Genomic DNA, 23,607 nt, shown 5'->3' with positions numbered 1-23,607 from the left:
ACTTAAATAACTTTTACCTTCACAGAAAATTCATTTATACCTTTAGAAAGACGCATGTTTTCTTCAGAAAACTTCTGATCTGTATAAGAGGTATATTGTGTAATTGGTTCTATACATAACATGTTATCAACCTGTGTCCATAACATAAAATTATCAAAACCTGTAGTTGTGATTTCTAAATCGTTTCTATCTATATTTTTAAGAACAATTTTATCTGTATTTAAAACAGGAAATGCATTATGCCCAGCTTCGTAAATATTTTCTAATGTGATATTTTTATCATTAGCAATTAAAATTTCTTTACCAGTGTCAGACAACATAAATGCAGGATGATAACCCAACATGTAAGGCATACCTTCTTCTGAGTTAATAATAAAATTTATTTCTAGCATACCTTCTTTTAATGTAAAGTGTTTTTCGAAGGTAAAATCAAAAGGCCAATTCAAAAGCGGTTCTGTAGATTTTTCTGGAAACTTTGCATTGTTAATTTTAGTATTAGCAGCGTAACTTTTTATAAATTTTACGCAAGCATTATCTTCATAAAATAGTTCATAGTCTAATTCACGAAGTAAACCATGCTGATCTTGTATGGCCTCACCTTTTTTGGTATGCATTCTGTAATTATTCATAGAGGTAGGCCCAATTACAGGAAACATTTCATCATCGGATTTTCGCCAACCTTTATTTCCTTTTTGGTGTACATACTCATCACCTTTAAAAATAAAACTAATTAATTCGCCATTTTCTATACTTACTTTACTGTTGCTATTTTCTAAAACAATTATCGATTTCATCTTAACTAAATTTTAGTAAAAATAACATAAAATGCACTTATTTTGTTAGGTAATTGAGAAGAGTTTTTCGTAACTTGTGACACTATTTTTAAAATTAATATTAGCAAGATTTATGGCAGCAGATAAAGAAAAAGCAGCAAAACTAAAAGCATTACAACTTACTCTAGATAAGCTAGATAAAACGTATGGTAAAGGTTCTGTAATGAAATTAGGAGATGTAGTAACAGAAGATGTAGATGCTATTTCATCTGGTTCTTTAGGGTTAGACTTGGCATTAGGAGTTGGAGGTTACCCAAGAGGAAGAGTTATTGAAATATATGGGCCAGAATCTTCAGGTAAAACTACGTTAACTATACACGCAATTGCAGAAGCACAAAAAGCAGGTGGTATAGCAGCTTTTATTGATGCAGAGCATGCATTTGACAAATTTTATGCAGAAAATTTAGGTGTAGATATAGATAACTTAATTATTTCTCAGCCAGATCATGGAGAGCAAGCATTAGAAATTGCAGACAATTTAATTAGATCTGGTGCAATAGATATTGTTGTAATAGATTCTGTTGCAGCACTTACACCAAAATCTGAAATTGAAGGTGAAATGGGTGACTCTAAAATGGGTCTTCATGCACGTTTAATGTCTCAAGCCTTACGTAAATTAACAGGTACTATTTCTAAAACAAACTGTACAGTTATTTTTATTAACCAGTTAAGAGAAAAAATTGGAGTTATGTTCGGTAACCCAGAAACTACAACTGGTGGTAATGCTTTAAAATTCTATGCTTCAGTTCGATTAGATATCAGAAGAAGAACCCAAATTAAAGATGGTGATAGAGTTATTGGTAACAGTACAAAAGTAAAAATTGTAAAAAATAAAGTAGCTCCACCTTTCCAAATTGCAGAGTTTGATATTATGTATGGACAAGGAATTTCTAAAGTTGGTGAAATTTTAGATATTGGTGTAGAGTTGGGAATTGTAAAGAAAAGTGGATCTTGGTTTAGTTATGGTGATACCAAATTAGGGCAAGGTAGAGATGCTGTTAAAGGCTTAATAAAAGACAATCCTGAGTTGATGGAAGAGTTAGAAATGAAAATAAAAGATGCTATTGAAAATCAAGAATAAGTTTATTTAAAAGTTCTAACAATTATTAAAACTGCTGTAGAAGTAATCAATCTATAGCAGTTTTTTTATAAAGATGATATCAGTTTCAAAAAATATAACACTAAAACCAATTACTGAGCAAGATATAGCAGTTTTGTATCAGTTAATGTGTAAAATATATCCTGCAGCTTACAGCTTTCTTTGGCCAGATAAGGGCAATTGGTATATTCATCAGCAATACTCTAAAAGCAACATATTAAAAGAGCTTAAACAACTAAATGCTGATTACTATTTTGTTTTAGTAGACGATGAAATTGTAGGCAACTTTAGAATTGTTTGGGATGAAAACCTAAGTAACCTTCAAATAGAAAATCAAGTAAAATTACATCGATTGTATTTAGATGAAAAAGTACAAGGAAAAGGCGTAGGAAAATTATTAATGTTATGGTTAGAAAAACAAGCTATCGCCAAAAAGTACAATGCAATTTGGCTAGATGCTATGGATGCTAAACAACAGGCCTTTCAATTCTATAAAAAGCTAGGCTATCAATACCATTCACATATATTTTTACCTTTTGATTTGATGTTCGATGAGGTTAAAAAAATGAGTCAGCTTTATAAAAAGCTTTAATTTATTTTTATACTCCTGTGCTACCAAAACCTCCTGAACCACGTTCAGTATCATCTAAAACGTTAACTTCTTGCCAGTTTACGCGCTCGTGTTTAGCAATAACTAATTGAGCTATTCTTTCACCATCATTTATCACAAAATCTTCATTAGATAAATTCACTAAAATAACACCAATTTCACCTCTATAATCTGCATCTACAGTACCTGGAGAATTTAAAACAGTAATACCCTTTTTTGCAGCTAAACCACTTCTAGGTCTTACTTGAGCTTCAAAACCTATAGGTAAAGCAATGAATAAACCAGTTTTAATTATTGCTCTTTCTAATGGTTTTAACGTGATTGCTGCATCTATGTTTGCTCTTAAATCCATACCAGCAGCTCCTTCAGTTTCATAATTAGGAGTTGCATGTTTAGATTTGTTAATAATTTGTACGTTCATAAAAGTTAGTTGTATAAGAATAATATTGTTTCTAAAAATTCGTCTCGCCAAAAGGATTCTGTGTGCTTACCATCAGAAACTATTTTGGTAGTTAAATTGTCTTTTGGGAAACCTTTCTCTATTAATAATTTTTCCATTTTTTCTGTATCAGCAACCATAGAACCACCTTCTTTTTCACCAATTAACATATATAATTTTGTGTTTTTCACAGCACTATTTCTAGAAGCAAAAGCATATATGTTGTTAGAAAACCAGAAAGAAGTAGACAATGCACCTATTTTACCAAATACATCAGGATATTTAAATCCGCCATAAAAAGAAATTAAACCACCTAAAGAGCTACCAATTATTGCTGTATGTTTTGCTTTGCTTTTGGTTCGGTAATTTTTATCAATAAAAGGTTTTAAATCATTCACTAAAAAATCGATATAAATAGCGCCTTTTCCTCCACCATATTTTTTATTTGGCCAAGGTGTGTATTCTTCTATTCGTTTATCTCCACCATTCTCTATACCAACAACAATAAATCCTTTCTTAGAATCTTGGTAGTATTTGTTTAAGGTCTCATCTACATTCCATTCACCTGCATAAGAAGTTTCAGCATCAAATAAATTTTGAGCATCATGCATATAGATTACAGGAAATCGTTTTGAAGTTGTTGTATAATTTGGTGGTAAATACACCCAAACTTTATGAGATTTCTCATTTAAACCATCAATAATAAATTCTTTTTCTAAGATTTGAACATTATTTGTTCTAGTAGATTTCTCATTTTTTACATCAGTCTTAACATCTTTTTTAACCTCTGAAGTCTTGCAACCAATGGTTAAAAGAAATAATACTGAAACAATAAAAAAGGACTTGTTCATAAAGGTAGATTATTAAACAAATATAATAAATGAGACCCCTTTCTTTTATAAGCTAATAGTTTTATTATTTTTGACCAGCAAATTAATGAATATGGTAAATGAACAGAATATAGCTGTTATTGGTGGAGGAAGTTGGGCAACTGCAATTGTTAAAATGCTCACAGAGAATGTAAGTGAAATAGGTTGGTATATGAGAAACACCAACTCTATTGCACATATTAAAGAAAACAATCATAACCCAAAGTATTTATCTTCGGCTGAATTAGATGCTAACTTTTTAGATTTATCTGATGATATCAATTACATCGTTAAAAACTATAGTATTTTAATTTTTGCAGTACCTTCTGCCTTTTTAACAAGCGAGTTAAATAAACTATCTGAGTCTTTAGAAGGTAAAACCATTTTTTCTGCAATTAAAGGTATTGTGCCAGAAACAGGCTTAATTATTGGTGAACATTTTAACGAAAAGTTTAATATTCCTTTAGAAAACATTGGTGTAATTACAGGACCTTGTCATGCAGAAGAAGTAGCTATGGAGCGTTTATCTTACCTAACTATTGCTTGTATAGATGAGGCTAAAGCATCATTTATGGCTAAAGCTTTGCAAAGTTGGTACATAAAAGTTAAAATTTCTGATGATATTATTGGTACAGAATATGCTGCAATGCTTAAAAATATTTATGCTGTGGCTGCAGGTATTGCTCATGGTTTGGGTTATGGAGATAATTTTCAATCTGTACTTATGAGTAATGCCATTCGTGAAATGAAACGCTTTATTAAAAAAGTGCACAAAATGAAACGAAACATAAACAACTCTGCATACTTGGGCGATTTGTTGGTAACTGGTTATTCTGTATTTAGTAGAAACAGAATGTTTGGTAATATGATTGGTAAGGGCTACACTGTAATTTCTGCTCAGCACGAAATGAGTATGATTGCAGAAGGTTATTATGCTACTAAAAGTGCTTATAAAATTAAGCAAGATAAAAAAGCAAAAACACCAATTATAGATACTGTTTACAGCATTTTGTATGAAAATAAAAATCCTAAAAAAGAATTTAAAAAGTTAACTGATAAATTGGATTAATTGTTTAATTTTGAACATTATTGTAATGTATTAAACAATTATTATGAAAACAATACAAGAAGTTGTTGAAAGCACCATCAGAAAAACACCTTTTATAGAAGAAGCTTTGCATGAAAAGTTAATAAACGTTTCTTCTTTGGCTAGAATTATTTTACCAGAAGTTTCTAAAGTTTTAAAGAAAGAGGTTAAAGTAGGTGCTGTTATGATGGCTATTAATAGGCTTTCTCCTGCAAGTGAATTACGTATTCGAAAAAATATTAAAAAACTTGCTTTAGATTTGGGTGATGTAATTGTACGTTCTGACTTGTGTGATTTTACCTTTAAAAACACACCTTCTTTATTAAAAGAAATTGCTAAAATACTTACAAAATCTTCAGAAAGTTCAGACTATTTTTTAACGGTTTCTCAAGGTATTTTCGAAACAAATATTGTTACAAGTAAAAACTTAAGACCTTTTGTAGAAGAAATTTTCGATCAAGAAACACTTACAAACAGTATGTTAGATTTGGCTTCTATTACTATAAAGTTGCCAAAAGAAAATTTAGAACAATCAGGTATTTATTACTTTATTTTAAAACAATTGGCTTGGGCAGATATCTCTTTACAAGAAATTATATCTACCACAAATGAAATGACAATTGTGGTGAATGAAGAAGATATTAACCAAACATTTGCCATTTTAATGGATATGAAATTAAACTAAAGGATGGCCAAGCAAGACCCATATGCAGCTCTAAGAATTAGAGAATTTAATATATTTTTATTTGTAAGATTTCTCTTAGTTTTTGGATGGTCCATGCAATTTATAGTTATTGAATGGCAAGTATATTCAATTACTAAAGATCCTCTTTCATTAGGTATTATTGGTTTAATGGAAATTATTCCTGCTTTTTCTATGGCTTTGTTTGCTGGTCATATCGTAGATCAAAAAGAAAAGAGAAACTTATTAGCTTTATGTACAGCAGCTTTTTCTTTAATAAGTTTAGGTTTGTTTTTATTAACTTCTGAGCAAGTTGTAGAGCTATGGTCTACAAATTCTATTTTGTATTGTATTTATGGTTTGGTGTTTTTTGGTGGTTTCTTACGCTCTTTCTTTGGCCCAACTATATTTTCTTTAGTAGCGTTATTAGTACCCAAAAAAATATATCATAATGCTGCAACTTGGAGCACTAGTACTTGGAAAACAGCCTCAGTTTCTGGTGCTTTATGTGGAGGTTTTTTTATTAGTTGGATAGATGTTGACAACACTTTATTATTGGTTTTTATTCTAGTAATTCTATCGTTAATTTTTACTTTTTTAATTAAAAAGAAGCCTATTTTAAATAAAAAGATAGGAGAACCTATTACAGAAAGTTTAAAGGCAGGTGTAAAATTTGTGTTTAGCAATAAGGCAGTTTTAGGAGCTTTAACTTTAGATATGATTGCAGTTTTATTTGGTGGTACAGTTGCTATTTTATCTGTGTTTGCTCAAGATATTTTAAAAGTAGGTCCAGAAGGTTTTGGCTTATTAAACGCTTCTATTTCTATTGGTAGTATTGTAACCATGCTATTAACAACTTACATACCTATCAATAAAAATACAGGAAAAAAAATGTTGATATCTGTTTTCATATTCGGACTTAGTATTATTGCTTTTGGTTTATCATCTATCTTCTGGGTAAGTTTGTTAGCCTTGTTTGTAAGTGGTGCAGCAGATGGTATTTCTATGGTTATTCGTCAAACAATATTGCAGTTAAAAACTCCAGATGAAATGAGGGGTAGAGTATCCTCTGTAAATTCTATGTTTGTAGGTTCATCAAATGAGTTAGGTGCTTTTGAAAGTGGTTTGGCTGCAAAAATTTTAGGCCCAGTTACAGCTGTAGTTTTTGGTGGAACAATGACAATTATAACTGTAGCCACAACAGCAGTTGTGAGTCCAACTATTAGAAATTTAGATCTTACAGAAGATATCGAAGAAAATGAAAAAGAAGACTAGTTAGGAATTGTTCTAAAATTTCCTAAACTTAAAGTCCAATCGTAATTTTTAAACGCTAATTTTTTAGGTTTTTCTGGTGTAATCTTATAATCTGCTAGAATTTGTCTTGCCCCACAAAGGCCACCAAAATCTGCTCTAAACCAAGAAAATAAAGATACTGAAGTTGCTGTTTTTGTTTCTGAATTATAGGTAGTTTGTTCATTTAAGTATTTAGTTGTCATAAAATCTAACTCGCTATTTAAGTTTTCTGCTGAGTAAATGGCAACTGGAGGACAACTTTTTGCACCACAGTTTAAAGCAAAATGAATACGCCATTCTAAATCGCCATCAATTCTTAATTTACGTTCCCACTTTGGACGAAAATATTTACGCAAATAACCCCAGCTAATTTTAACTCTAGATTTACGCATAATATCATGCTCTATATCATCAAAAGATAAAATTTCGCCCGCAATTTTTACACGTGGTTTTTTAAAAAAAGCACCTCTATCTTCATATTCTTTAGGATTATCCATCAGCGAAATTTGTATAAAACCATTGTAAACGTTTAGCCAAAATGCGAGTTTCTGTGTATCTGTCTTAAGCTCAGAGGTTAAATCTTCTAACGTGCTTTCTGCCAAAATTTTTACTTGTTTTTCGTAAGATTTTTTAGCTATTATATTTTCAAGTAAATCTTGAGCCACATCACTATAAATTATCTTATTTTGTGACACAGTAGAAAGCGTAGTGAAAAAAACGATGGTTAGTAAAAACTTTTTCATATAAAATTACGTAAGTTTAAGTATGTTATTAAGTGTTATAATTCCTGTTTATAATGAACAAGAAAATCTTGTAAAAAGATTGTCGTTTTTATGTGAACAAGCTAACAAGTTTTCTATAGAAATCATCATTTCTAACTCGCCAGAAACTACAGACGATAGTTCTAGTGTGTGTAAAAACTTTAGTAAAGTTACATATTTAAGAAGCGAAAAAAAAGGTAGAGCTGCTCAAATGAATTTTGCAGCAGAAAAGGCGAAAGGAGATGTTTTACTTTTTTTGCATGCAGATGTTATGTTGCCAGAAGATTTTTATACGCAAATTGAAAAAGCAATTGCTAATAACTATACTTTTGGTTTTTTTGCCTATCAGTTTGATAATGATTCTGCGTTCTTAAACTTCAATAGCAAATTCACTACTAAAGACGGCTTATTTGCTGGTGGTGGAGATCAATGCCATTTCTTTACCAAAGAACAATTTCAAGAATTAAAAGGCTATAATGAAGAGTTTTGCATCATGGAAGATTTTGAAATGATGACAAGAATTAGAAAACAAAAAATTCCGTTTACAATTATACAATCTAAAGCAACTGTTAGTGCAAGAAAATACAAGCACAATTCTTGGTTAAAAGTTAATTTGATTAATGGTTATGTTTTTCTAAAATACAAATTTGGGGTTCACCCAAATAACCTTAGAAAAACATACAAAAGTTTACTTAGAGAAGGCGTGTAATTAATTAAAAGTGGTTGCCATTTTTACATGATGCTCCAGTTCTTTTTTATGTTTTTTGGCTGTGTCTACATCCCAAGAAAAATGAGACGTGAACAATTCTAAAACATACTCTTTATACTTTGTTACACTTTTAGGATCAAAAAACAAACGACCAGTTCTGCGCATAAAAAAATCGGTTGGTGTACAAGCCATTTCATGATTTATACTAAACCAAACCTCTGCTTTAATCATTTTTGCTTGCTGATCTTCATCTGATAGTTCATCAAATTTCTTTAAAATTAAGTCGGTTTGTTTGCCATAATTATGCACTAAATATTCTGCATCTTTTTGATTAAAATCTACCTCTGCAATTCTGTTATAAATAGCATCTGAGTAGCTTTTAACTTCATCGTAATTTTTAAAATCGCCACCTTTAAGAATTAGGTTTTTGGTTTTAATTTCATCAAAAGATTTTTCAAATCGACGTTTGTATTTTTTATCAATTAAATCTACAATACGTTCTGCCATTTTACGATAACCAGTAAGTTTACCTCCTGCAATAGAAATCAGTTCTGTTTCAGACACAAAGATTTCATCTTTTCTAGATAATTCTGAGGCTGATTTTCCTTCTTCATGAATTAATGGACGTAAGCCTGCCCAAGAAGATTCTACATCATCTAAACTTATATTTATATCTGGAAACATATTATTCACAGCAGATATTAAGTAAGTTGCATCTACCAAACTTGTGTTTACATCGTCTTTATCTTGTTGATAATTGGTGTCTGTTGTTCCAAAATAAGTAACTTTTCCACGAGGAATAGCAAACATCATTCTACCATCTGGAACATCAAAATATACAGATTGTTTTACAGGCAATTTATGATGATCTACTACCAAATGTACCCCTTTTGTTAAATGTAATTGTTTACCAATTTTAGAGTTATTTATTTGGCGTAATTCATCTACCCAAGGTCCACAGGCATTAACTACATATTTAGCGTTTATAGCATAACTTTCGTTAGTAATTGCATCAGTTACATTAGCACCAACAACTCTATCATTTTCATAGATGAATTCTGTAGCTTCTGTATAATTAATAAGTTGAGCATTATAATCTGCAGCCGTTTTTAAAACTTCGATGGTTAATCTGGCATCATCTGTTCTATATTCTGCATAATAGCCAGCACCTTTTAAGATTTTTTTAGGTAGCAAAGGCTCTTTCTTTAAAGCCTTTTTTACAGATAACATTTTACGTTTATCATCACCTTCTACAGAAGCCAAAATATCATATACTTTTAAACCAACAGAAGTTAACCAAGAACCATAAGTACCACCTTCTATTAAAGGTAAAATCATTTTTTCTGGTACCACTAGATGAGGTGCTAATTTGTGTACAATAGCCCTTTCTGTACCAACTTCTTTCACTAACCAAAAATCGAATTGTTTTAAATAGCGTAAACCACCATGAATTAATTTTGTTGATTTACTAGAAGTACCAGAAGCAAAATCTCCTTTTTCTATAAGGGCAACCTTCATGCCTCTAGAAGCAGCATCTAAGGCAATACCTGCACCAGTAATTCCACCACCAATTATTAATAAATCAAACGCTGTAGATTGCAGGTTTTTGGTTATTTCTGCTCTGTTGTTATTAGAAAAACTACTCATATCTTAATCCATTATTTTTGTTGGTAAACCATCTATACTCGTCTGGTTTTTATCTTCCCAATATTGTTTTATGCCTTCTTTGCCTTGTTCTGCTGCCCAATTATTCAAATCGTTTCTTTCACCTTTATATTCGTAATAAGGTATAGACATACCACAAGATGTTTGTGCACTATCTACATGAATATCGAATATTTGACGAGTACCAGGAGTTTCTGGAAACAATTCAATAAGTTCGTTCCAAGAAGCATCACCTTCTTTAATTTCTTTTCCTGAGCCATACAAACGCAAAATGTTAGGCGCTTTTTCAAAAGAACAAAACATTATGGTTATTCTGTTATTTTCTAATAAATGAGCTGCAGTTTCGTTTCCACTGCCAGTTACATTTAACCACAAAACTCTATTTTCAGAGAGAACTCTAAATGAATCCATACCTTTTGGAGATAAATTTATTCTACCAGAAGTTGGAGCAGTAGCTACAAAAAATATCTTTTTCTGATCGATAAACTTATGCAACCTTGAAGTAATTTTTTTATAAAATTTAGACATTTTTAATGTTGTTTTCTTTGTTTAATCTAGCCAATCTTTAGAACGCTCTACAGCTTTTAGCCACTTTTTATATAACCTATCTCTTTTTTCTTTGGTAAAGCTAGGTACAAACTCCTTATCAATTTTTTTATCAATTTCAATGTCTTCTTGCTTCCATAGGCCAACACAAATACCTGCTAAGTATGCAGCACCCATAACTGTTGTTTCCGTATTTTCTGGTCTGTCTACAGCTGTATTTAAAATATCTGCTTGAAATTGCATTAAAACATTGTTAGCACATGCTCCACCATCTACTTTAAGCGCAGTTAATTGGGTTTCTGCATCATGTTCCATTGCAATTAATAAATCTTTGGTTTGATAGGCCAAAGATTGCAAAGTGGCTTTAATTAAGTGATTTTTTCCTGTGTCTCTAGTTAAACCAAAAATTGCTCCTCTTGCATACATATCCCAATAAGGTGCTCCTAAACCTGCAAAAGCAGGGACCACAATTACAGGATTTTCTTCATCTACTTCTTCTGAAAATAATTCACTTTCTTCTGCAGATTTTATAATTTCTAAACCATCTCTTAACCATTGAATTGCAGAGCCAGCCACAAAAACACTACCTTCTAGAGCATAGTGTACCTTGCCATTTAAACCCCAAGCAATTGTAGTTAATAATCCGTTTTTAGAATATTGAATTTCTGTACCAGTATTCATCAATAAAAAACAGCCTGTTCCATAAGTGTTTTTAGCATTTCCTTTTTTAAAGCATGCTTGTCCAAATAAAGCTGCTTGTTGGTCTCCAGCAATACCTGCAATAGGAATAGTGTGGTTCTCGAACTCAAAATCTCCAAAATGATAAGATGATGGTTTTACATTTGGCAACATACTTTTTGGTATGTCTAATTCATCGCACAAACTATCATCCCAACATAGATTTTTAATATCAAAAAGCATGGTTCTAGAGGCATTACTATAATCTGTTGCATGCACTTTTTTATTGGTTAAATTCCAAACTAACCAAGTATCTATCGTTCCAAAAAGTAAATTACCTTTTTCAGCTTCTTCTTTTGCACCTTTTACATTTTGTAAAATCCAATGAATCTTGGTACCCGAAAAATAAGAATCGATAACTAAACCTGTATTTCTTTTTACATATTCTTCTAGCTCTCTTTTCTTTAATTCCTTGCAATAATCTGCAGTTCTTTTATCTTGCCAAACTATAGCATTATATATTGGTTTTCCTGTAGTTTTATTCCAAACAACTGTAGTTTCTCTTTGATTGGTAATACCTAAACCAACAATATCCTTAACGTTAATTTTAGCTGTTTTAATTACTTTTTTCAGAGTAATTAATTGTGTTTCTAGAATTTCTAAAGCATCATGTTCTACCCAACCAGATTTTGGAAAAATTTGTCTAAACTCCTGTTGTTCAATGGCAATTATTTCACCCAATTCATCAACAATAACAGATCTAGAACTTGTGGTGCCTTGATCTAAAGCTAAAATATATTTTTTTGACATTTAAGAAGAGATGAATTCAAATTTACAAAATATCATTCATATAAATTATTACCTTTAGCAAAATAAATTCTTTATTATGGAGTATGGTTTCTTGTCTGTGATACCACCAATTGTTGCAATTATTTTAGCGTTAAGAACCAAGCAAGTGTATATCGCTTTGCTTTTTGGAATTTGGTTTTCTTGGCTAATTGTAAAAGGATGGAATCCTTTAGAAGGAACTTTAGCTATGATTGAAGGAATGGTTAATGTTTTTCAATCTAAAGGAAACACAAGAACCATCATTTTTAGTGCTTTAGTGGGTTCTTTATTGGTATTTATTCAATATTCAAGAGGTGTAGAAGGTTTTATAAATATCATCAATAAAAGACTGGTAAAGCTAGAGAATAAGAAATCTGGTTATGCCAGAATTATGGTTCAAATTTTAGCAACTTTTACAGGATTGTTGCTTTTTGTAGAAACAAGTATTTCTTCTTTAACTGTAGGTACTTTATACAGGCCTATTTTTGATAAATTAAAAATACCAAGAGAAAAACTAGCTTACATTGCAGATAGTAGTTCTGCACCATCATCTATATTAATACCTTTTAATGCTTGGGGTGCATTTATAATGGGTTTGTTATTAACACAGGGAATTGATAAACCATTTTCTGTAATGATTGCTTCTATCAAATATAACTTTTATCCACTTTTAGCAATCGGAATTTTATTCTTTATCATCTTATCTAGAAAAGATTTTGGATTGATGAAAAAAGCCGAAAAAAGAACCAAAGAAACAGGTTTGTTAATGAATGAAGGTTCTAAACCTATGGTTTCTGATGAGGTAACATCTTTTCCACCAAAAGAGAATATTCCTGCAAGAGCTTATAATATGATTGTTCCTTTATTGGTAATGGTTTTTATGATGCCTATTAATTTGATTTATACTGGCTGGAATAATGTAGAAAACTACACATCTACTTTTGATCATATAAAACAAGCTATTGGAGAGGGCTCAGGATCATCTTCTGTGCTATATGCAGTAATATCTGCAATTTTGGTGGCAATTACCATGTATTTTATTCAAGGTATTTTAAAGCCAAAAGAAGCTGTAAACTTAACCCTTAAAGGTATAAGCGAATTAATGCCTTTAGCTCTGTTAATGTTGTTGGCTTTTGCTATTGGTGATGCTTGTAAAGTGTTAGATACAGGTAATTATGTTGCCAATATTACAGAAAGTTGGTTGTCTCCAGAGTTATTACCAGCTGTAGTTTTTGTGGTGAGTTCTTTTATTGCATTTTCTACAGGAACTTCTTGGGGTACCTTTGCTATTATGTTAGCTATTTCTGTGCCAATGGCTAATATTCATGGAGCAGATATTACGATTGTTGTAGCTGCAACTTTAGGAGGTGGAATTTTTGGAGACCATTGTTCACCAATTTCAGATACTTCAATTATATCATCAATGGCTTCTGCAAGCGATCATATAGATCACGTAAAAACACAATTGCCTTATGCTTTAGTGGGTGGTGCAATTACCACCATTTTATATTTAATAATTGGATTTACGAGTTAACCTATTTAGCTAAAATTCCTCGTTTATTAAGATCATCTATCATACGTAAAGCGCCTTCTTTAATGGTGTTCGCTTCGAAGATGAATGTTTTTTCATACAAAGTATTTCCTTCAAAAAAAGTAACTTGAAAACGATTATTTAATTTGAATAATTCAGGCTGAATCAATTCAATTTTAGCAAATGAGTTTGCAGGTAGTTTTTCTAATTTTTTACGCAGTAAAGAAGTGGTTTTAGTCTCAGAAAAACCTTGAGAAACAATTACCAGCATTTCTAAATCAATAGCTTTCTTATTAATGATGTATACATTCCAATCATCGGTCTTATAAATATCATTGTATTCATAAACCACAGCCATTTCTACACCTTCTACTTCTGGTATTTGAATGTCTTTTTTCAAAAGCTAAAAATTTTTACGAATTAAATTATACTCTTAAATTGCTCTAAGAAACGTTTATCGTTTTCATAAAACATTCTAATATCTGGTATTTGATATAACAACATTGCAATACGTTCTATACCCATTCCAAACGCGTAACCAGAATATTTAGTAGGATCTATGTTTGCGTTTTTCAACACATTTGGGTCTACCATTCCACAACCCATAATTTCTAACCAACCAGTACCTTTTGTAATTCTGTAATCGGTTTCAGTTTCTAATCCCCAATAAATATCAACTTCTGCACTTGGCTCTGTAAACGGAAAGTAAGAAGGTCTTAATCTAATTTTAGATTTCCCAAACATCTCTTTTGTAAAGTATAAAAGCGTTTGTTTTAAATCTGCAAAAGAAACATCAGTATCAATATACAAACCTTCTACTTGATGAAAAATACAGTGTGCTCTAGCAGAAATATCTTCATTTCTGAATACTCTTCCTGGAGAAATAGTTCTAATAGGTGGCTCATTATTTTCCATGTAGCGCACTTGCACAGAGGAAGTGTGTGTACGTAGTAAAATATCTGGATCTTGTTCTATAAAGAACGTGTCTTGCATATCTCTTGCAGGGTGATATTCAGGTAAATTTAAGGCAGTAAAGTTATGCCAATCGTCTTCAATTTCTGGCCCTTCAGAAACTGTAAAACCAATTCTATTAAAAACTTCAATAATTTGATTTCTAACCAATGATATTGGATGACGTGAACCCAACTCAATTGGTTCAGATGGTCTTGTTAAATCTCCATAAACGCCTTTTTCTTCAACAGCACTTTCTAAAGCATCATTTAGTTCAGCAACTTTGCTTTCTGCAGATTTTTTTAGGTTGTTTAATGCTTGTCCAAAATCTTTACGCAATTCAGCATCTACATTTTTAAATTCAGAAAAAAGATCTTTTAACAAACCTTTGCTTCCTAAATATTTAATTCTAAATGACTCAACTTCGTCTTTGGTGGTTGCCTTAAAAGATTGCACTTCACCAATTAATTCCTTTACTTTATCTAACATTCTCATCAAAAATTGATAGCGCAAATTTAAACTTTTTTAAAGAGTTTAATATTATAAAAGTCAAGAAAAGAACAATACCCAACGAAATCGATTGAAATCAATACATTAACAAATAGTTAATATTTTTTTTTGCATTTGCGAATAAAGAAATTAACTATCTTTGTGGCGTTAAATTTTTATAAAATTCATAAATAATTATGTCTAATAATATAGAGTTAAAAATAAATGAGTTTATGGATATGGTTAAATCAAGAAATAACCATGAGCCAGAATTCTTACAAGCTGTTCAAGAAGTAGCAGAAACTGTAATACCATATATTGTAAATCATGATATTTATCATGGTAAAAATATTTTACTTAGAATGGTAGAGCCTGAGCGTTTAATATCATTTAGAGTTTCTTGGGTAGATGATGATGGAGAAATACAAGTAAATAGAGGATATAGAATTCAAATGAATTCTGCTATTGGACCTTATAAAGGTGGGTTACGTTTTCACCCAACTGTAAACGCAAGTATATTAAAGTTTTTAGCCTTTGAACAAGTGTTTAAAAACTCATTAACTACATTACCTATGGGTGGTGGAAAAGGTGGTTCTGATTTTGATCCTAAGGGAAAATCAGATAATGAAATTATGCGTTTTTGCCACGCTTTTATGAGCGAATTATTCAGACATATTGGCCCTAATACAGATGTTCCTGCAGGAGATATTGGTGTAGGTGCAAGAGAAATTGGGTTTATGTTTGGTATGTATAAAAAACTAAAGAACGAATTTACAGGTGTTTTAACTGGTAAAGGACAATCTTGGGGAGGTTCTTTAATTAGACCAGAAGCAACAGGGTATGGTAACGTATACTTTGCAGACAATATGTTAAAGCGCAAAGGAGATTCTTTTGAAGGTAAAAAAGTAGTTATTTCTGGTTCTGGAAACGTTGCACAATATGCTGCAGAAAAAGCCATTGAATTAGGTGCTACAATTTTAACTTTATCTGATTCTGGAGGATATATTTTTGATGAAGCTGGTATTGATACAGAAAAACTAAAACACGTAATGTATATTAAAAATGAAAAACGTGGTAGAATTAGTGAGTATGTAGATAAATATCCAGATGCTAAATACGTAGAAGGAGAAAGACCTTGGTCTGTAAAATGCGACATTGCATTACCTTGTGCAACTCAAAATGAATTGAATGGAGATGAAGCAAAAACATTAATCGAAAACGGATGTATGTGTGTTTCTGAAGGTGCAAATATGCCTTCTACACCAGAAGCAATTCATGAGTTTACAAAATCTAAAATTTTATTTGCTCCTGGTAAAGCTTCTAATGCTGGTGGTGTTGCAACTTCTGGTTTAGAAATGTCTCAAAACTCACTAAGAATTTCTTGGTCTAGAGAAGAGGTAGATAGCAGATTAAAAGATATTATGGAAGATATTCATGATTCTTGTGTGGAATATGGAGAGCAAGAAGATGGATCTATAGATTACATTAAAGGAGCAAATATTGCAGGTTTCGTAAAAGTAGCAGATGCAATGTTAGCGCAAGGTGTTATCTAAAAACGATAAGAGTTATTAATATTATGAAACGCATCAATTACTTGATGCGTTTTTTTGTTTATTTGTGTATATAATTTTAAATATGAACATTCTATCCTGTATTTTCTTTGGATTTATAATTGCTTCTATGGGTAGTATAACTCCAAGCTTTTTAAACCTAACTGTAGTTAAATTCAGTTTAAGAAATGGGGTAAAGTCTGCTTTATACTTAATTGGTGGTTATGCAACTGTATTGTTTTTTCAAGCAAATATTGGCGCTTATTTGTCTAGTGTTTTAATGGAAAACTCAGAGTATATCACCTTAATTCAAAAAATAGGAACAGGTATCTTGTTTTTACTTTCTATCAATTTTTTCAGAATTTATTTTTCTAAAAAAGAAAAAAAGAAATCGGGTGAAATACCAAAATCTAAAGCTTATTTGCATGGTATTTTAATGTCATCATTAAACACAATGGCTATTCCTTTTTATTTTACATTTATTTCTATTTTAATTGGGATCGATTATTTTGAGTACAACATGTATAATGCATTGTACTTTTCTATAGGTTCTACAATTGGGTCTTTTACGTTGTATACTTTATATGCAATTCTATCAAAAAGAATTGAACACAAACTTACTTATATAGCCAGTAAAATGGATTTTATTTTAGGTGCATTAACAGGTATTTTAGCCATTGGGAATGCCATATATTTATTGTCCTAACCATTATAGTTTTATAATCTACTTCATTTTAAGAAGTATTATGCCTAGCATGCTAAACTTAACTGTAGTTAAAATTAGTATTAATAGTAGTAGAAAAGAAGTATTATACTTCATTTTAATAGGATTTATAGTTATTTTAAATGCTTTATATTTATTTTAAAAAGTACAATTATGATTGTAGAAAAAAATCTTATTGTTGATGGTAAACACAGCAAACCAATAGTAACAGATGTTTTTTATCAGAAAACGAATCAACCTAAAAAAGTAGTTATTTTTTGTCATGGATATAAAGGTTTTAAAGATTGGGGAGCTTGGAATTTAATGGCGGAAACTTTTGCAAAAGCAGGTTTCTTTTTTATAAAATTCAACTTTTCACATAATGGAGGTACTCCAGAAAACCCAATCGATTTTCCAGATTTGGAGGCTTTTGGAAATAACAACTACACCAAAGAGTTAGACGATTTAGAAAGTATTTTAGATTGGATTTCTACAAACTCTAATTACAATAATGAAGTAAATTTAGATGATATTACCATTATTGGTCATAGTAGAGGTGGAGGAATTGTATTACTTAAGGCCAATGAAGATCATAGAGTAAAACGAGTAATTACACTTGCTGCTGTATCAGATTTTGGCTCTAGAAGTTCTACTATTGGCGATTTAAAAAAGTGGAAAAAAGAGGGCGTAAAATATGTTCTTAATGGCAGAACCAAGCAACAAATGCCACACTTTTATCAATTTTATGAAAACTTTAAAGCCAATGAGTCTCGATTAAATATTCAACAGGGGGTTCGAAATTTAAAGATTCCATTATTAATTATTCATGGTGATCAAGATAGTTCTATAGATATTAAAGAAGCACATCAAATTCATAGCTGGAAACCCAATAGTGATTTAAAAATTATAAACAATGCCAACCATGTTTTTAATGTTTCTCATCCTTGGCAAAAGGAAGAGCTTTCTAAAGAGCTCGCAGAAGTAACACAATTAAGTATTGATTTTTTAACATAGAAAATGCTTTTTCTAATTGGTAATTTTTAGAGTGAACTTCGTAAATTAGAGGTATGATATTGCAACCTCCTTTTCGAAAAATAATTCATGTAGACATGGATGCTTATTATGCATCTGTAGCTGAATTAGATAACCCAGAATTAAGAGGTAAAGCTATAGCTGTTGGTGGTGGAGGTGATAGAGGTGTAGTTTCTGCAGCAAGTTACGAAGCAAGAAAGTTTGGTGTTAAATCTGCCATGAGCAATGTGCTTGCAAAGCAAAAATGCCCTCATATTATTTTTGTGAAATCAGATTTTGCAAGATATAAAGAGCTGTCTGCTCAAATTAGAGAAATCTTTTTTGAATATACAGATTTGGTAGAGCCACTGTCTTTAGATGAAGCTTATTTAGATGTTACCAACAACAAAAAAAACAATCCGTCTGCAAATGAAATTGCTAGAGAAATTCGTCAAAAAATTTACGATAAAACTGGTTTAAGAGCTTCAGCAGGTATTTCTATCAATAAATTTATTGCAAAAGTAGCTTCAGATATCAACAAGCCAAATGGTCAAAAAACCATTCATCCAGAAGAAGTTATTCAGTTTTTAGAAGAACTTCCTGTAAATAAGTTTTATGGTGTTGGTAAAGTTACAGCTGCAAAAATGTACAACCTAGGTATTTTTGTTGGTAATGATTTAAAAAAAAGATCTTTAGAAGAGTTAACGCAGTTGTTTGGTAAATCTGGGTTACATTATTACAACATAGTTAGAGGTATACATAAAAGTGAGGTAAAACCCAACAGAATACGTAAATCTGTGGGTGCAGAAAGAACTTTTAGGGAAAATATTTCATCAGAAATTTACATGTTAGATAAGTTGAATGATATAGCAGATGAGATTGAGAAACGTATGCATAAGAGCAATACAAAAGGTAAAACGATTACTTTAAAAATTAAGTATTCAGATTTTACACAACAAACCAGAAGTAAAACTGTTGGGCAATTTATAAGTAAGAAAAAAGAGTTTTTTCCTGTTGTAAAAGAGTTGCTTTATCAAGAAAAATTAGAAAATTCGGTACGTCTTTTAGGGTTGTCTTTCAGTAATTTGAACAATAATATACAAGAGCCAGTTTGGGTGCAATTGCAATTTGATTTTTAATCTAACACTTGTTTTTATTAATGCTGAACTTGATTCTGCACTGTATAAAAAGTAATATGAAAATAGTAAGAACCAATTCAGAACATAAAGATTTTATCAACTTGGTAAAAGAGTTAGATGCTTATTTAAAAATTACAGATCAAGATGAGCATGATTTTTACAATCAATTTAATAATATTGATGTAATTAAATATGTGGTTATTGCTTATTACAAAGAGCAACCTGTAGGTTGTGGAGCTATTAAATATTTCAATGAAAATTCTTTAGAAGTAAAAAGAATGTTTGTAATTCCAGAAGCTAGAGGAAAAGGTTTTGCAAAAGAAATTTTGCAAGAGTTAGAAGATTGGGCAAAAGAATTGGGCTACAAAAATTGTATTTTAGAAACAGGTAAAAGACAAGTAGAGGCTGTAAGATTTTATCATAAATGTAAATACAAATTAATACCTAATTACGGGCAATATGCGAATATGAAAAATAGTATTTGCTTTAAAAAAGTATTGTAGATGAATTATAGTTATTGGGAGTTAAAAGAATGGTTTTCTAACATCGATTTTACAATTGTTGGTAGTGGAATTGTGGGTTTAAATTGCGCAATTTCCTTAAAAAGAAAGCACCCAAATGCTAAAATTTTAGTTTTAGAAAAAGGCACTTTACCTCAAGGAGCAAGTACTAAAAATGCTGGTTTTGCTTGTTTTGGTAGCCTATCTGAATTAATAGATGATTTAAGTTCTCATACAAAAGAAGAGGTTTATAATTTGGTTTATAAACGTTGGAAAGGATTGCAATTTTTAAGAGAAAATTTAGGCGATAATGCAATTGACTTTCAGCAAAAAAAGGGCTTTGAATTATCCGATTCTGAAGGTTTTTTTGAAAAGTGTATAACCCAAAAAGATAAAATAAACGCGCTGTTACAACCGATTTTTAAAGCTGATGTTTTTACAACTTGTGATAATACTTTTAAGTTTCAAAATATATATTCAAAGTACATTGTAAACAATTTTGAAGGTCAATTAGACACAGGTAAAATGATGTCTCAAATGCTGCTAAAAGCACAAAAACTAGGTGTTAAAATTTTAAATTCTATTTGTGTTGAAGATTATAAAGAAAACTCCACTAATGTTATTGTAAAAACCAACAGATTAGATTTTTACACAAATAAATTGCTATTTGCTACTAACGGATTTTCTAATAAATTAATACAAGAAAATATAAAGCCAGCCAGAGCACAAGTACTGATTACAAAGCCAATTCAAAATTTACATATTCAGGGTACTTTTCATTTAGACAAAGGCTATTATTATTTTAGAAATATTAATAATAGAATTCTTTTTGGTGGAGGTAGAAATTTAGATTTTAAAACAGAAGAAACAACAGAGTTTGGTAAAACCAAAATTATTCAAAATGAACTTGAAAAAATTTTAAAAGAAACTATTTTGCCAAATACAGCTTTTGAAATAGAACATAGATGGAGTGGAATTATGGGTGTTGGAAATCAAAAAAAGGCTATAGTTAAACAAATATCTAACCATGTTTTCTGTGGTATTCGTTTAGGAGGAATGGGTGTTGCAATAGGTAGTTTAATAGGTAAAGAATTAGCAGAACTACTTGATTAAATGCAGAATGTTTCCAATTTAAAATATCTATATTTACAAACCTAAAATTGGTTAACCAATTTAATTTGTATGTATATGATATCAAATAAAAAGTTTTTTCCTATAATTTTTCTTTCTCTATTTTGGTCAATTTCAATAAATGCGCAATTGGTTTCTACAAATGCTGAGTTGGAAACTGCAATTTCTAATGCCAATGCAGGTTCAGAAATTATTTTAAAAGATGGTAGTTACAACAATGTATTTGTAAATATTAATAAAAACGGAACCAACTCTTCACCTATTGTTGTTAAAGCTCAGAATCCAGGTTCTGTTTTTTTAACAGGTAATTCTCGTGTTTACATGAGAGGAACTTACATTACAGTTTCTGGTTTAATCTTCCAAAATCCATCAAATTTAATAGAAAATGGAAATACAATTGAACCCGTTTTTGAATTAAATCAATGTGACAATTGTACAGTAACAAACAATAAGATTGATGCTTATAATGGCACAGATGCTCAAAAAACATTAAAGTTTAAATGGGTTTACATCATTGATGGTCAGTACAACGAAATTTCGCACAATTCTTTTATTGGTAAATATGGTGTTGGCAGTATTATAAATGACAATAGAAGTAATTCAAATGAAGATTATTTAAAAATTCATCATAATTATTTTGCAGATAGAGTACCTGTAGATAATGATATTAACGGGTTAAATGATCAAGATGCTATTCGAATTGGAACTAGTACCACTTCTTTATCAGATTCCTATTCAGAAGTTTATGATAATTATTTCTACAATTGGTCTGGAGAGGTAGAAATTATATCTAACAAGAGCGGAAAAAACAAATATTACAACAATACTTTTAGAGATTATCAAGGAACGTTAACCTTAAGGCATGGAAATGGCTGTGAAGTTTTTAACAATTATTTCTTTGCAAATAATAACTCATTTACAGGAGGTATAAGAATTATTGGAGAAGATCATAAGGTATATAACAATTACATAGAAGGTATTAACTCTTTTAAACCAACTGGCTCATCTTCTAATGTAACAGGTGGTATAAATGTAATGAATGGTGTTACAAACTCAGCATTAAACCAGTATTATCAGGTAAAAAATGCTCAAGTTGTAAATAACACCTTTGTAAACTGTGATTATGCTATAAGAATTGGAACCTCTTTAGGAGGTACAGAAGAACCAGTTAATTTAACGGTTGCCAATAATATTATGTACAATACAAGTATAAATGCATATCAAATTAATACAACTCCATCAGGGAATTTTGTTTCTGAAGGCAACTTAACCAATTTGTCTAATTCAGATATGGTTGATGATGGTAATTTTCATAGGATAAAAGCTGGTAGTGCTCCTATTGATGCAAGTATTGGCGCTTATTCATTTGTAACTGAAGACGTTTTGGGTGGTACAAGAGACGCCATTGTTGATGCTGGTGCAGAAGAGTTTGGTGCTAATGGATCTAAATTACCATATATAGCAGATGATGTTGGTGTAAAAATTGGCTTTTTATCTTCTCCTTCACCATTTTTAAATACTTCTACAAATGAATTGAATTTTTCAATTTCTGGAGGAAATCTAAATTTTGACGTAAGTGCGAATGTAAATTGGACCATTTCAGAAAATGCAGATTGGTTATCTTTAAACGTTAGTGATGGTGTCAATTCACAAACGGTTGCAGCTACCACAACAAATAATACAACTGGTTCAATAAGATCTGCAATTATCACCATTTCTGAAGTTGGTGGTACTTTAAATCAAACAATTAATGTCTCACAATCTGATGGTACTTTTAGTGCAAATGATGCTGTTGTACTTACAGGGATTACAGTTACAGGTGTTGGTACACAAGAAGGTGGAATTAATATTCCAGAAAACACTTTAGATGGAGATGATTCTACAAGATGGTCTGCAAATTCATCTAATGGTTCTGCATATTTGACCTATAATTTATATTGTAAAAAAACAGTAACTAGTGTAAAAATTTACTTTCATAAAGGCGATTCAAGAACATCTTCTTTTAAAATTGCAACTTCTGTTGATGGTACAAATTTTACAGATGTTACAGGGATACTTACAAGTTCAGGAACCACAGTAGGTTTTGAAGATTTCGATTTTTCACCTTTTCAAGAAGTACAATTTATTCGAATTTTTGGTTATGGCAACTCAGAAGGTAGTGGTTGGAATAGTTATGAAGAGGTTCAAATTTTTGGTAATGATTCTTGTGCTTCACTTTCATTGGAAGACATTAATTTGGTCGATAATCAGGTTCAATATTATCCAAACCCAACCTCGAATTTGTTACAAATTACGGCGAATAAAGAAATCGGAACAATAGAGGTTTTTGATATAAAGGGTAAAAGAATTCTAAGTAAAAAAATTACTTCAAATCAAGGAACTTTAAATGTAACACCATTAGCCAAAGGCATATATTTTATCAAACGAAATTCAATTTCTACCAAATTTATCAAAGAATAATACTGGAATAGCAAGCATTTTTTCTTCTTATTGATTAAATTAG

The 23,607-nt window shown here is 30.8% G+C and carries 23 protein-coding genes; 14 read left to right on the top strand and 9 right to left on the bottom strand.

Annotated features, from left to right (window positions below; translation table 11 throughout):
- Positions 1-2: 2 nt before the first annotated feature.
- Positions 3-794 carry an aldose 1-epimerase gene (locus tag MED152_RS08705; protein WP_015481497.1) on the bottom strand — a complete coding sequence of 264 codons (792 nt, stop codon included), beginning with the start codon at positions 792-794 and terminating at the stop codon, positions 3-5.
- Between the two features lie 112 nt (positions 795-906).
- Here MED152_RS08705 and recA point away from each other — a divergent pair, with 112 nt between their 5' ends.
- Positions 907-1,914, top strand: a complete 1,008-nt coding sequence (recA, locus tag MED152_RS08700) for a recombinase RecA (protein ID WP_015481496.1) — start codon at positions 907-909, stop codon at positions 1,912-1,914.
- Positions 1,915-1,987: 73 nt separating this feature from the next.
- A complete protein-coding gene (locus tag MED152_RS08695) occupies positions 1,988-2,524 on the top strand; it encodes a GNAT family N-acetyltransferase (protein WP_015481495.1) in 537 nt (178 codons plus the stop codon).
- Between the two features lie 7 nt (positions 2,525-2,531).
- Here the strand turns inward: MED152_RS08695 and dut are convergent, their stop codons facing one another.
- Both dut and MED152_RS08685 read right to left on the bottom strand, forming a co-directional pair.
- Positions 2,532-2,963: a dUTP diphosphatase gene (gene dut / locus MED152_RS08690; protein WP_015481494.1), complete on the bottom strand. Its 432-nt coding sequence runs from the start codon at positions 2,961-2,963 to the stop codon at positions 2,532-2,534.
- A 5-nt stretch (positions 2,964-2,968) separates the two neighbouring features.
- Entirely contained in the window at positions 2,969-3,832 is an 864-nt protein-coding gene (locus tag MED152_RS08685; protein WP_015481493.1) for an alpha/beta hydrolase, read from the bottom strand.
- 91 nt (positions 3,833-3,923) lie between these two features.
- On the opposite strand from MED152_RS08685, the gene MED152_RS08680 reads away from it, so the two are divergent.
- From MED152_RS08680 to MED152_RS08670, 3 genes are read left to right on the top strand one after another with little or no spacing between them, the layout of a single operon-like run.
- Positions 3,924-4,919: an NAD(P)H-dependent glycerol-3-phosphate dehydrogenase gene (locus tag MED152_RS08680; protein WP_015481492.1), complete on the top strand. Its 996-nt coding sequence runs from the start codon at positions 3,924-3,926 to the stop codon at positions 4,917-4,919.
- 43 nt (positions 4,920-4,962) lie between these two features.
- Positions 4,963-5,622 carry a hypothetical protein gene (locus MED152_RS08675; RefSeq protein ID WP_015481491.1) on the top strand — a complete coding sequence of 220 codons (660 nt, stop codon included), beginning with the start codon at positions 4,963-4,965 and terminating at the stop codon, positions 5,620-5,622.
- A gap of 3 nt (positions 5,623-5,625) precedes the next feature.
- Positions 5,626-6,894: an MFS transporter gene (locus MED152_RS08670; RefSeq protein WP_015481490.1), complete on the top strand. Its 1,269-nt coding sequence runs from the start codon at positions 5,626-5,628 to the stop codon at positions 6,892-6,894.
- Here the strand turns inward: MED152_RS08670 and MED152_RS08665 are convergent.
- Positions 6,891-7,655 (bottom strand): DUF547 domain-containing protein, encoded by a 765-nt coding sequence (locus MED152_RS08665; RefSeq protein WP_015481489.1) that lies wholly within the window; start codon positions 7,653-7,655, stop codon positions 6,891-6,893. The two genes, MED152_RS08670 and MED152_RS08665, sit on opposite strands and share 4 nt — an antisense overlap.
- A 22-nt stretch (positions 7,656-7,677) precedes the next feature.
- On the opposite strand from MED152_RS08665, the gene MED152_RS08660 reads away from it, so the two are divergent.
- The gene (locus MED152_RS08660) at positions 7,678-8,382 is read left to right on the top strand and encodes a TIGR04283 family arsenosugar biosynthesis glycosyltransferase (RefSeq protein ID WP_015481488.1); all 705 of its coding nucleotides are present in this window, start codon (positions 7,678-7,680) and stop codon (positions 8,380-8,382) included.
- On the opposite strand, the gene MED152_RS08655 is transcribed toward MED152_RS08660, so the two are convergent.
- Genes MED152_RS08655 through glpK form a run of 3 tightly spaced genes read right to left on the bottom strand, consistent with a single transcriptional unit; the run spans position 8,383 to position 12,081 of the window.
- Positions 8,383-10,029, bottom strand: coding sequence for a glycerol-3-phosphate dehydrogenase/oxidase (locus MED152_RS08655; RefSeq protein ID WP_015481487.1), 1,647 nt, complete (start codon positions 10,027-10,029; stop codon positions 8,383-8,385).
- Between the two features lie 3 nt (positions 10,030-10,032).
- On the bottom strand, positions 10,033-10,575 hold the full coding sequence (locus MED152_RS08650) for a pyridoxamine 5'-phosphate oxidase family protein (protein WP_015481486.1): 543 nt from the start codon (positions 10,573-10,575) through the stop codon (positions 10,033-10,035).
- Positions 10,576-10,596: 21 nt separating this feature from the next.
- The gene (gene glpK / locus MED152_RS08645; RefSeq protein WP_015481485.1) at positions 10,597-12,081 is read right to left on the bottom strand and encodes a glycerol kinase GlpK; all 1,485 of its coding nucleotides are present in this window, start codon (positions 12,079-12,081) and stop codon (positions 10,597-10,599) included.
- A 76-nt stretch (positions 12,082-12,157) separates the two neighbouring features.
- Between glpK and MED152_RS08640 the strand changes: the two genes are divergently transcribed.
- A complete protein-coding gene (locus MED152_RS08640) occupies positions 12,158-13,633 on the top strand; it encodes a Na+/H+ antiporter NhaC family protein (protein ID WP_015481484.1) in 1,476 nt (491 codons plus the stop codon).
- Between the two features lies 1 nt (position 13,634).
- On the opposite strand, the gene MED152_RS08635 is transcribed toward MED152_RS08640, so the two are convergent.
- Together MED152_RS08635 and pheS are read right to left on the bottom strand one after the other, a co-directional pair.
- On the bottom strand, positions 13,635-14,030 hold the full coding sequence (locus MED152_RS08635; protein ID WP_015481483.1) for a hypothetical protein: 396 nt from the start codon (positions 14,028-14,030) through the stop codon (positions 13,635-13,637).
- Positions 14,031-14,050: 20 nt separating this feature from the next.
- The gene (gene pheS / locus MED152_RS08630) at positions 14,051-15,070 is read right to left on the bottom strand and encodes a phenylalanine--tRNA ligase subunit alpha (protein ID WP_041383951.1); all 1,020 of its coding nucleotides are present in this window, start codon (positions 15,068-15,070) and stop codon (positions 14,051-14,053) included.
- A gap of 209 nt (positions 15,071-15,279) precedes the next feature.
- Between pheS and gdhA the strand changes: the two genes are divergently transcribed.
- The 7 genes from gdhA to MED152_RS13410 all read left to right on the top strand — a co-directional run bounded on the left by gdhA (position 15,280) and on the right by MED152_RS13410 (position 23,564).
- Positions 15,280-16,623 (top strand): NADP-specific glutamate dehydrogenase, encoded by a 1,344-nt coding sequence (gene gdhA / locus MED152_RS08625; RefSeq protein WP_041383949.1) that lies wholly within the window; start codon positions 15,280-15,282, stop codon positions 16,621-16,623.
- Positions 16,624-16,705: 82 nt separating this feature from the next.
- Entirely contained in the window at positions 16,706-17,326 is a 621-nt protein-coding gene (locus MED152_RS08620; RefSeq protein ID WP_041383536.1) for a LysE family translocator, read from the top strand.
- A gap of 171 nt (positions 17,327-17,497) precedes the next feature.
- Positions 17,498-18,337: a S9 family peptidase gene (locus MED152_RS08615; protein WP_015481479.1), complete on the top strand. Its 840-nt coding sequence runs from the start codon at positions 17,498-17,500 to the stop codon at positions 18,335-18,337.
- 53 nt (positions 18,338-18,390) lie between these two features.
- On the top strand, positions 18,391-19,473 hold the full coding sequence (dinB, locus tag MED152_RS08610) for a DNA polymerase IV (protein WP_015481478.1): 1,083 nt from the start codon (positions 18,391-18,393) through the stop codon (positions 19,471-19,473).
- Positions 19,474-19,529: 56 nt separating this feature from the next.
- Positions 19,530-19,976, top strand: a complete 447-nt coding sequence (locus MED152_RS08605; protein WP_015481477.1) for a GNAT family N-acetyltransferase — start codon at positions 19,530-19,532, stop codon at positions 19,974-19,976.
- Positions 19,977-21,086: an FAD-binding oxidoreductase gene (locus tag MED152_RS08600; protein WP_015481476.1), complete on the top strand. Its 1,110-nt coding sequence runs from the start codon at positions 19,977-19,979 to the stop codon at positions 21,084-21,086. It abuts the gene before it with no gap.
- Between the two features lie 75 nt (positions 21,087-21,161).
- On the top strand, positions 21,162-23,564 hold the full coding sequence (locus MED152_RS13410) for a chondroitinase-B domain-containing protein (protein WP_051058585.1): 2,403 nt from the start codon (positions 21,162-21,164) through the stop codon (positions 23,562-23,564).
- Positions 23,565-23,607 lie beyond the last annotated feature (43 nt).

The organism is Polaribacter sp. MED152, from assembly GCF_000152945.2.
GTDB lineage: Bacteria > Bacteroidota > Bacteroidia > Flavobacteriales > Flavobacteriaceae > Polaribacter.
The sequence above is the reverse complement of the archived record's forward strand: the minus strand, read 5'-3'. Positions and strand labels throughout refer to the sequence as shown.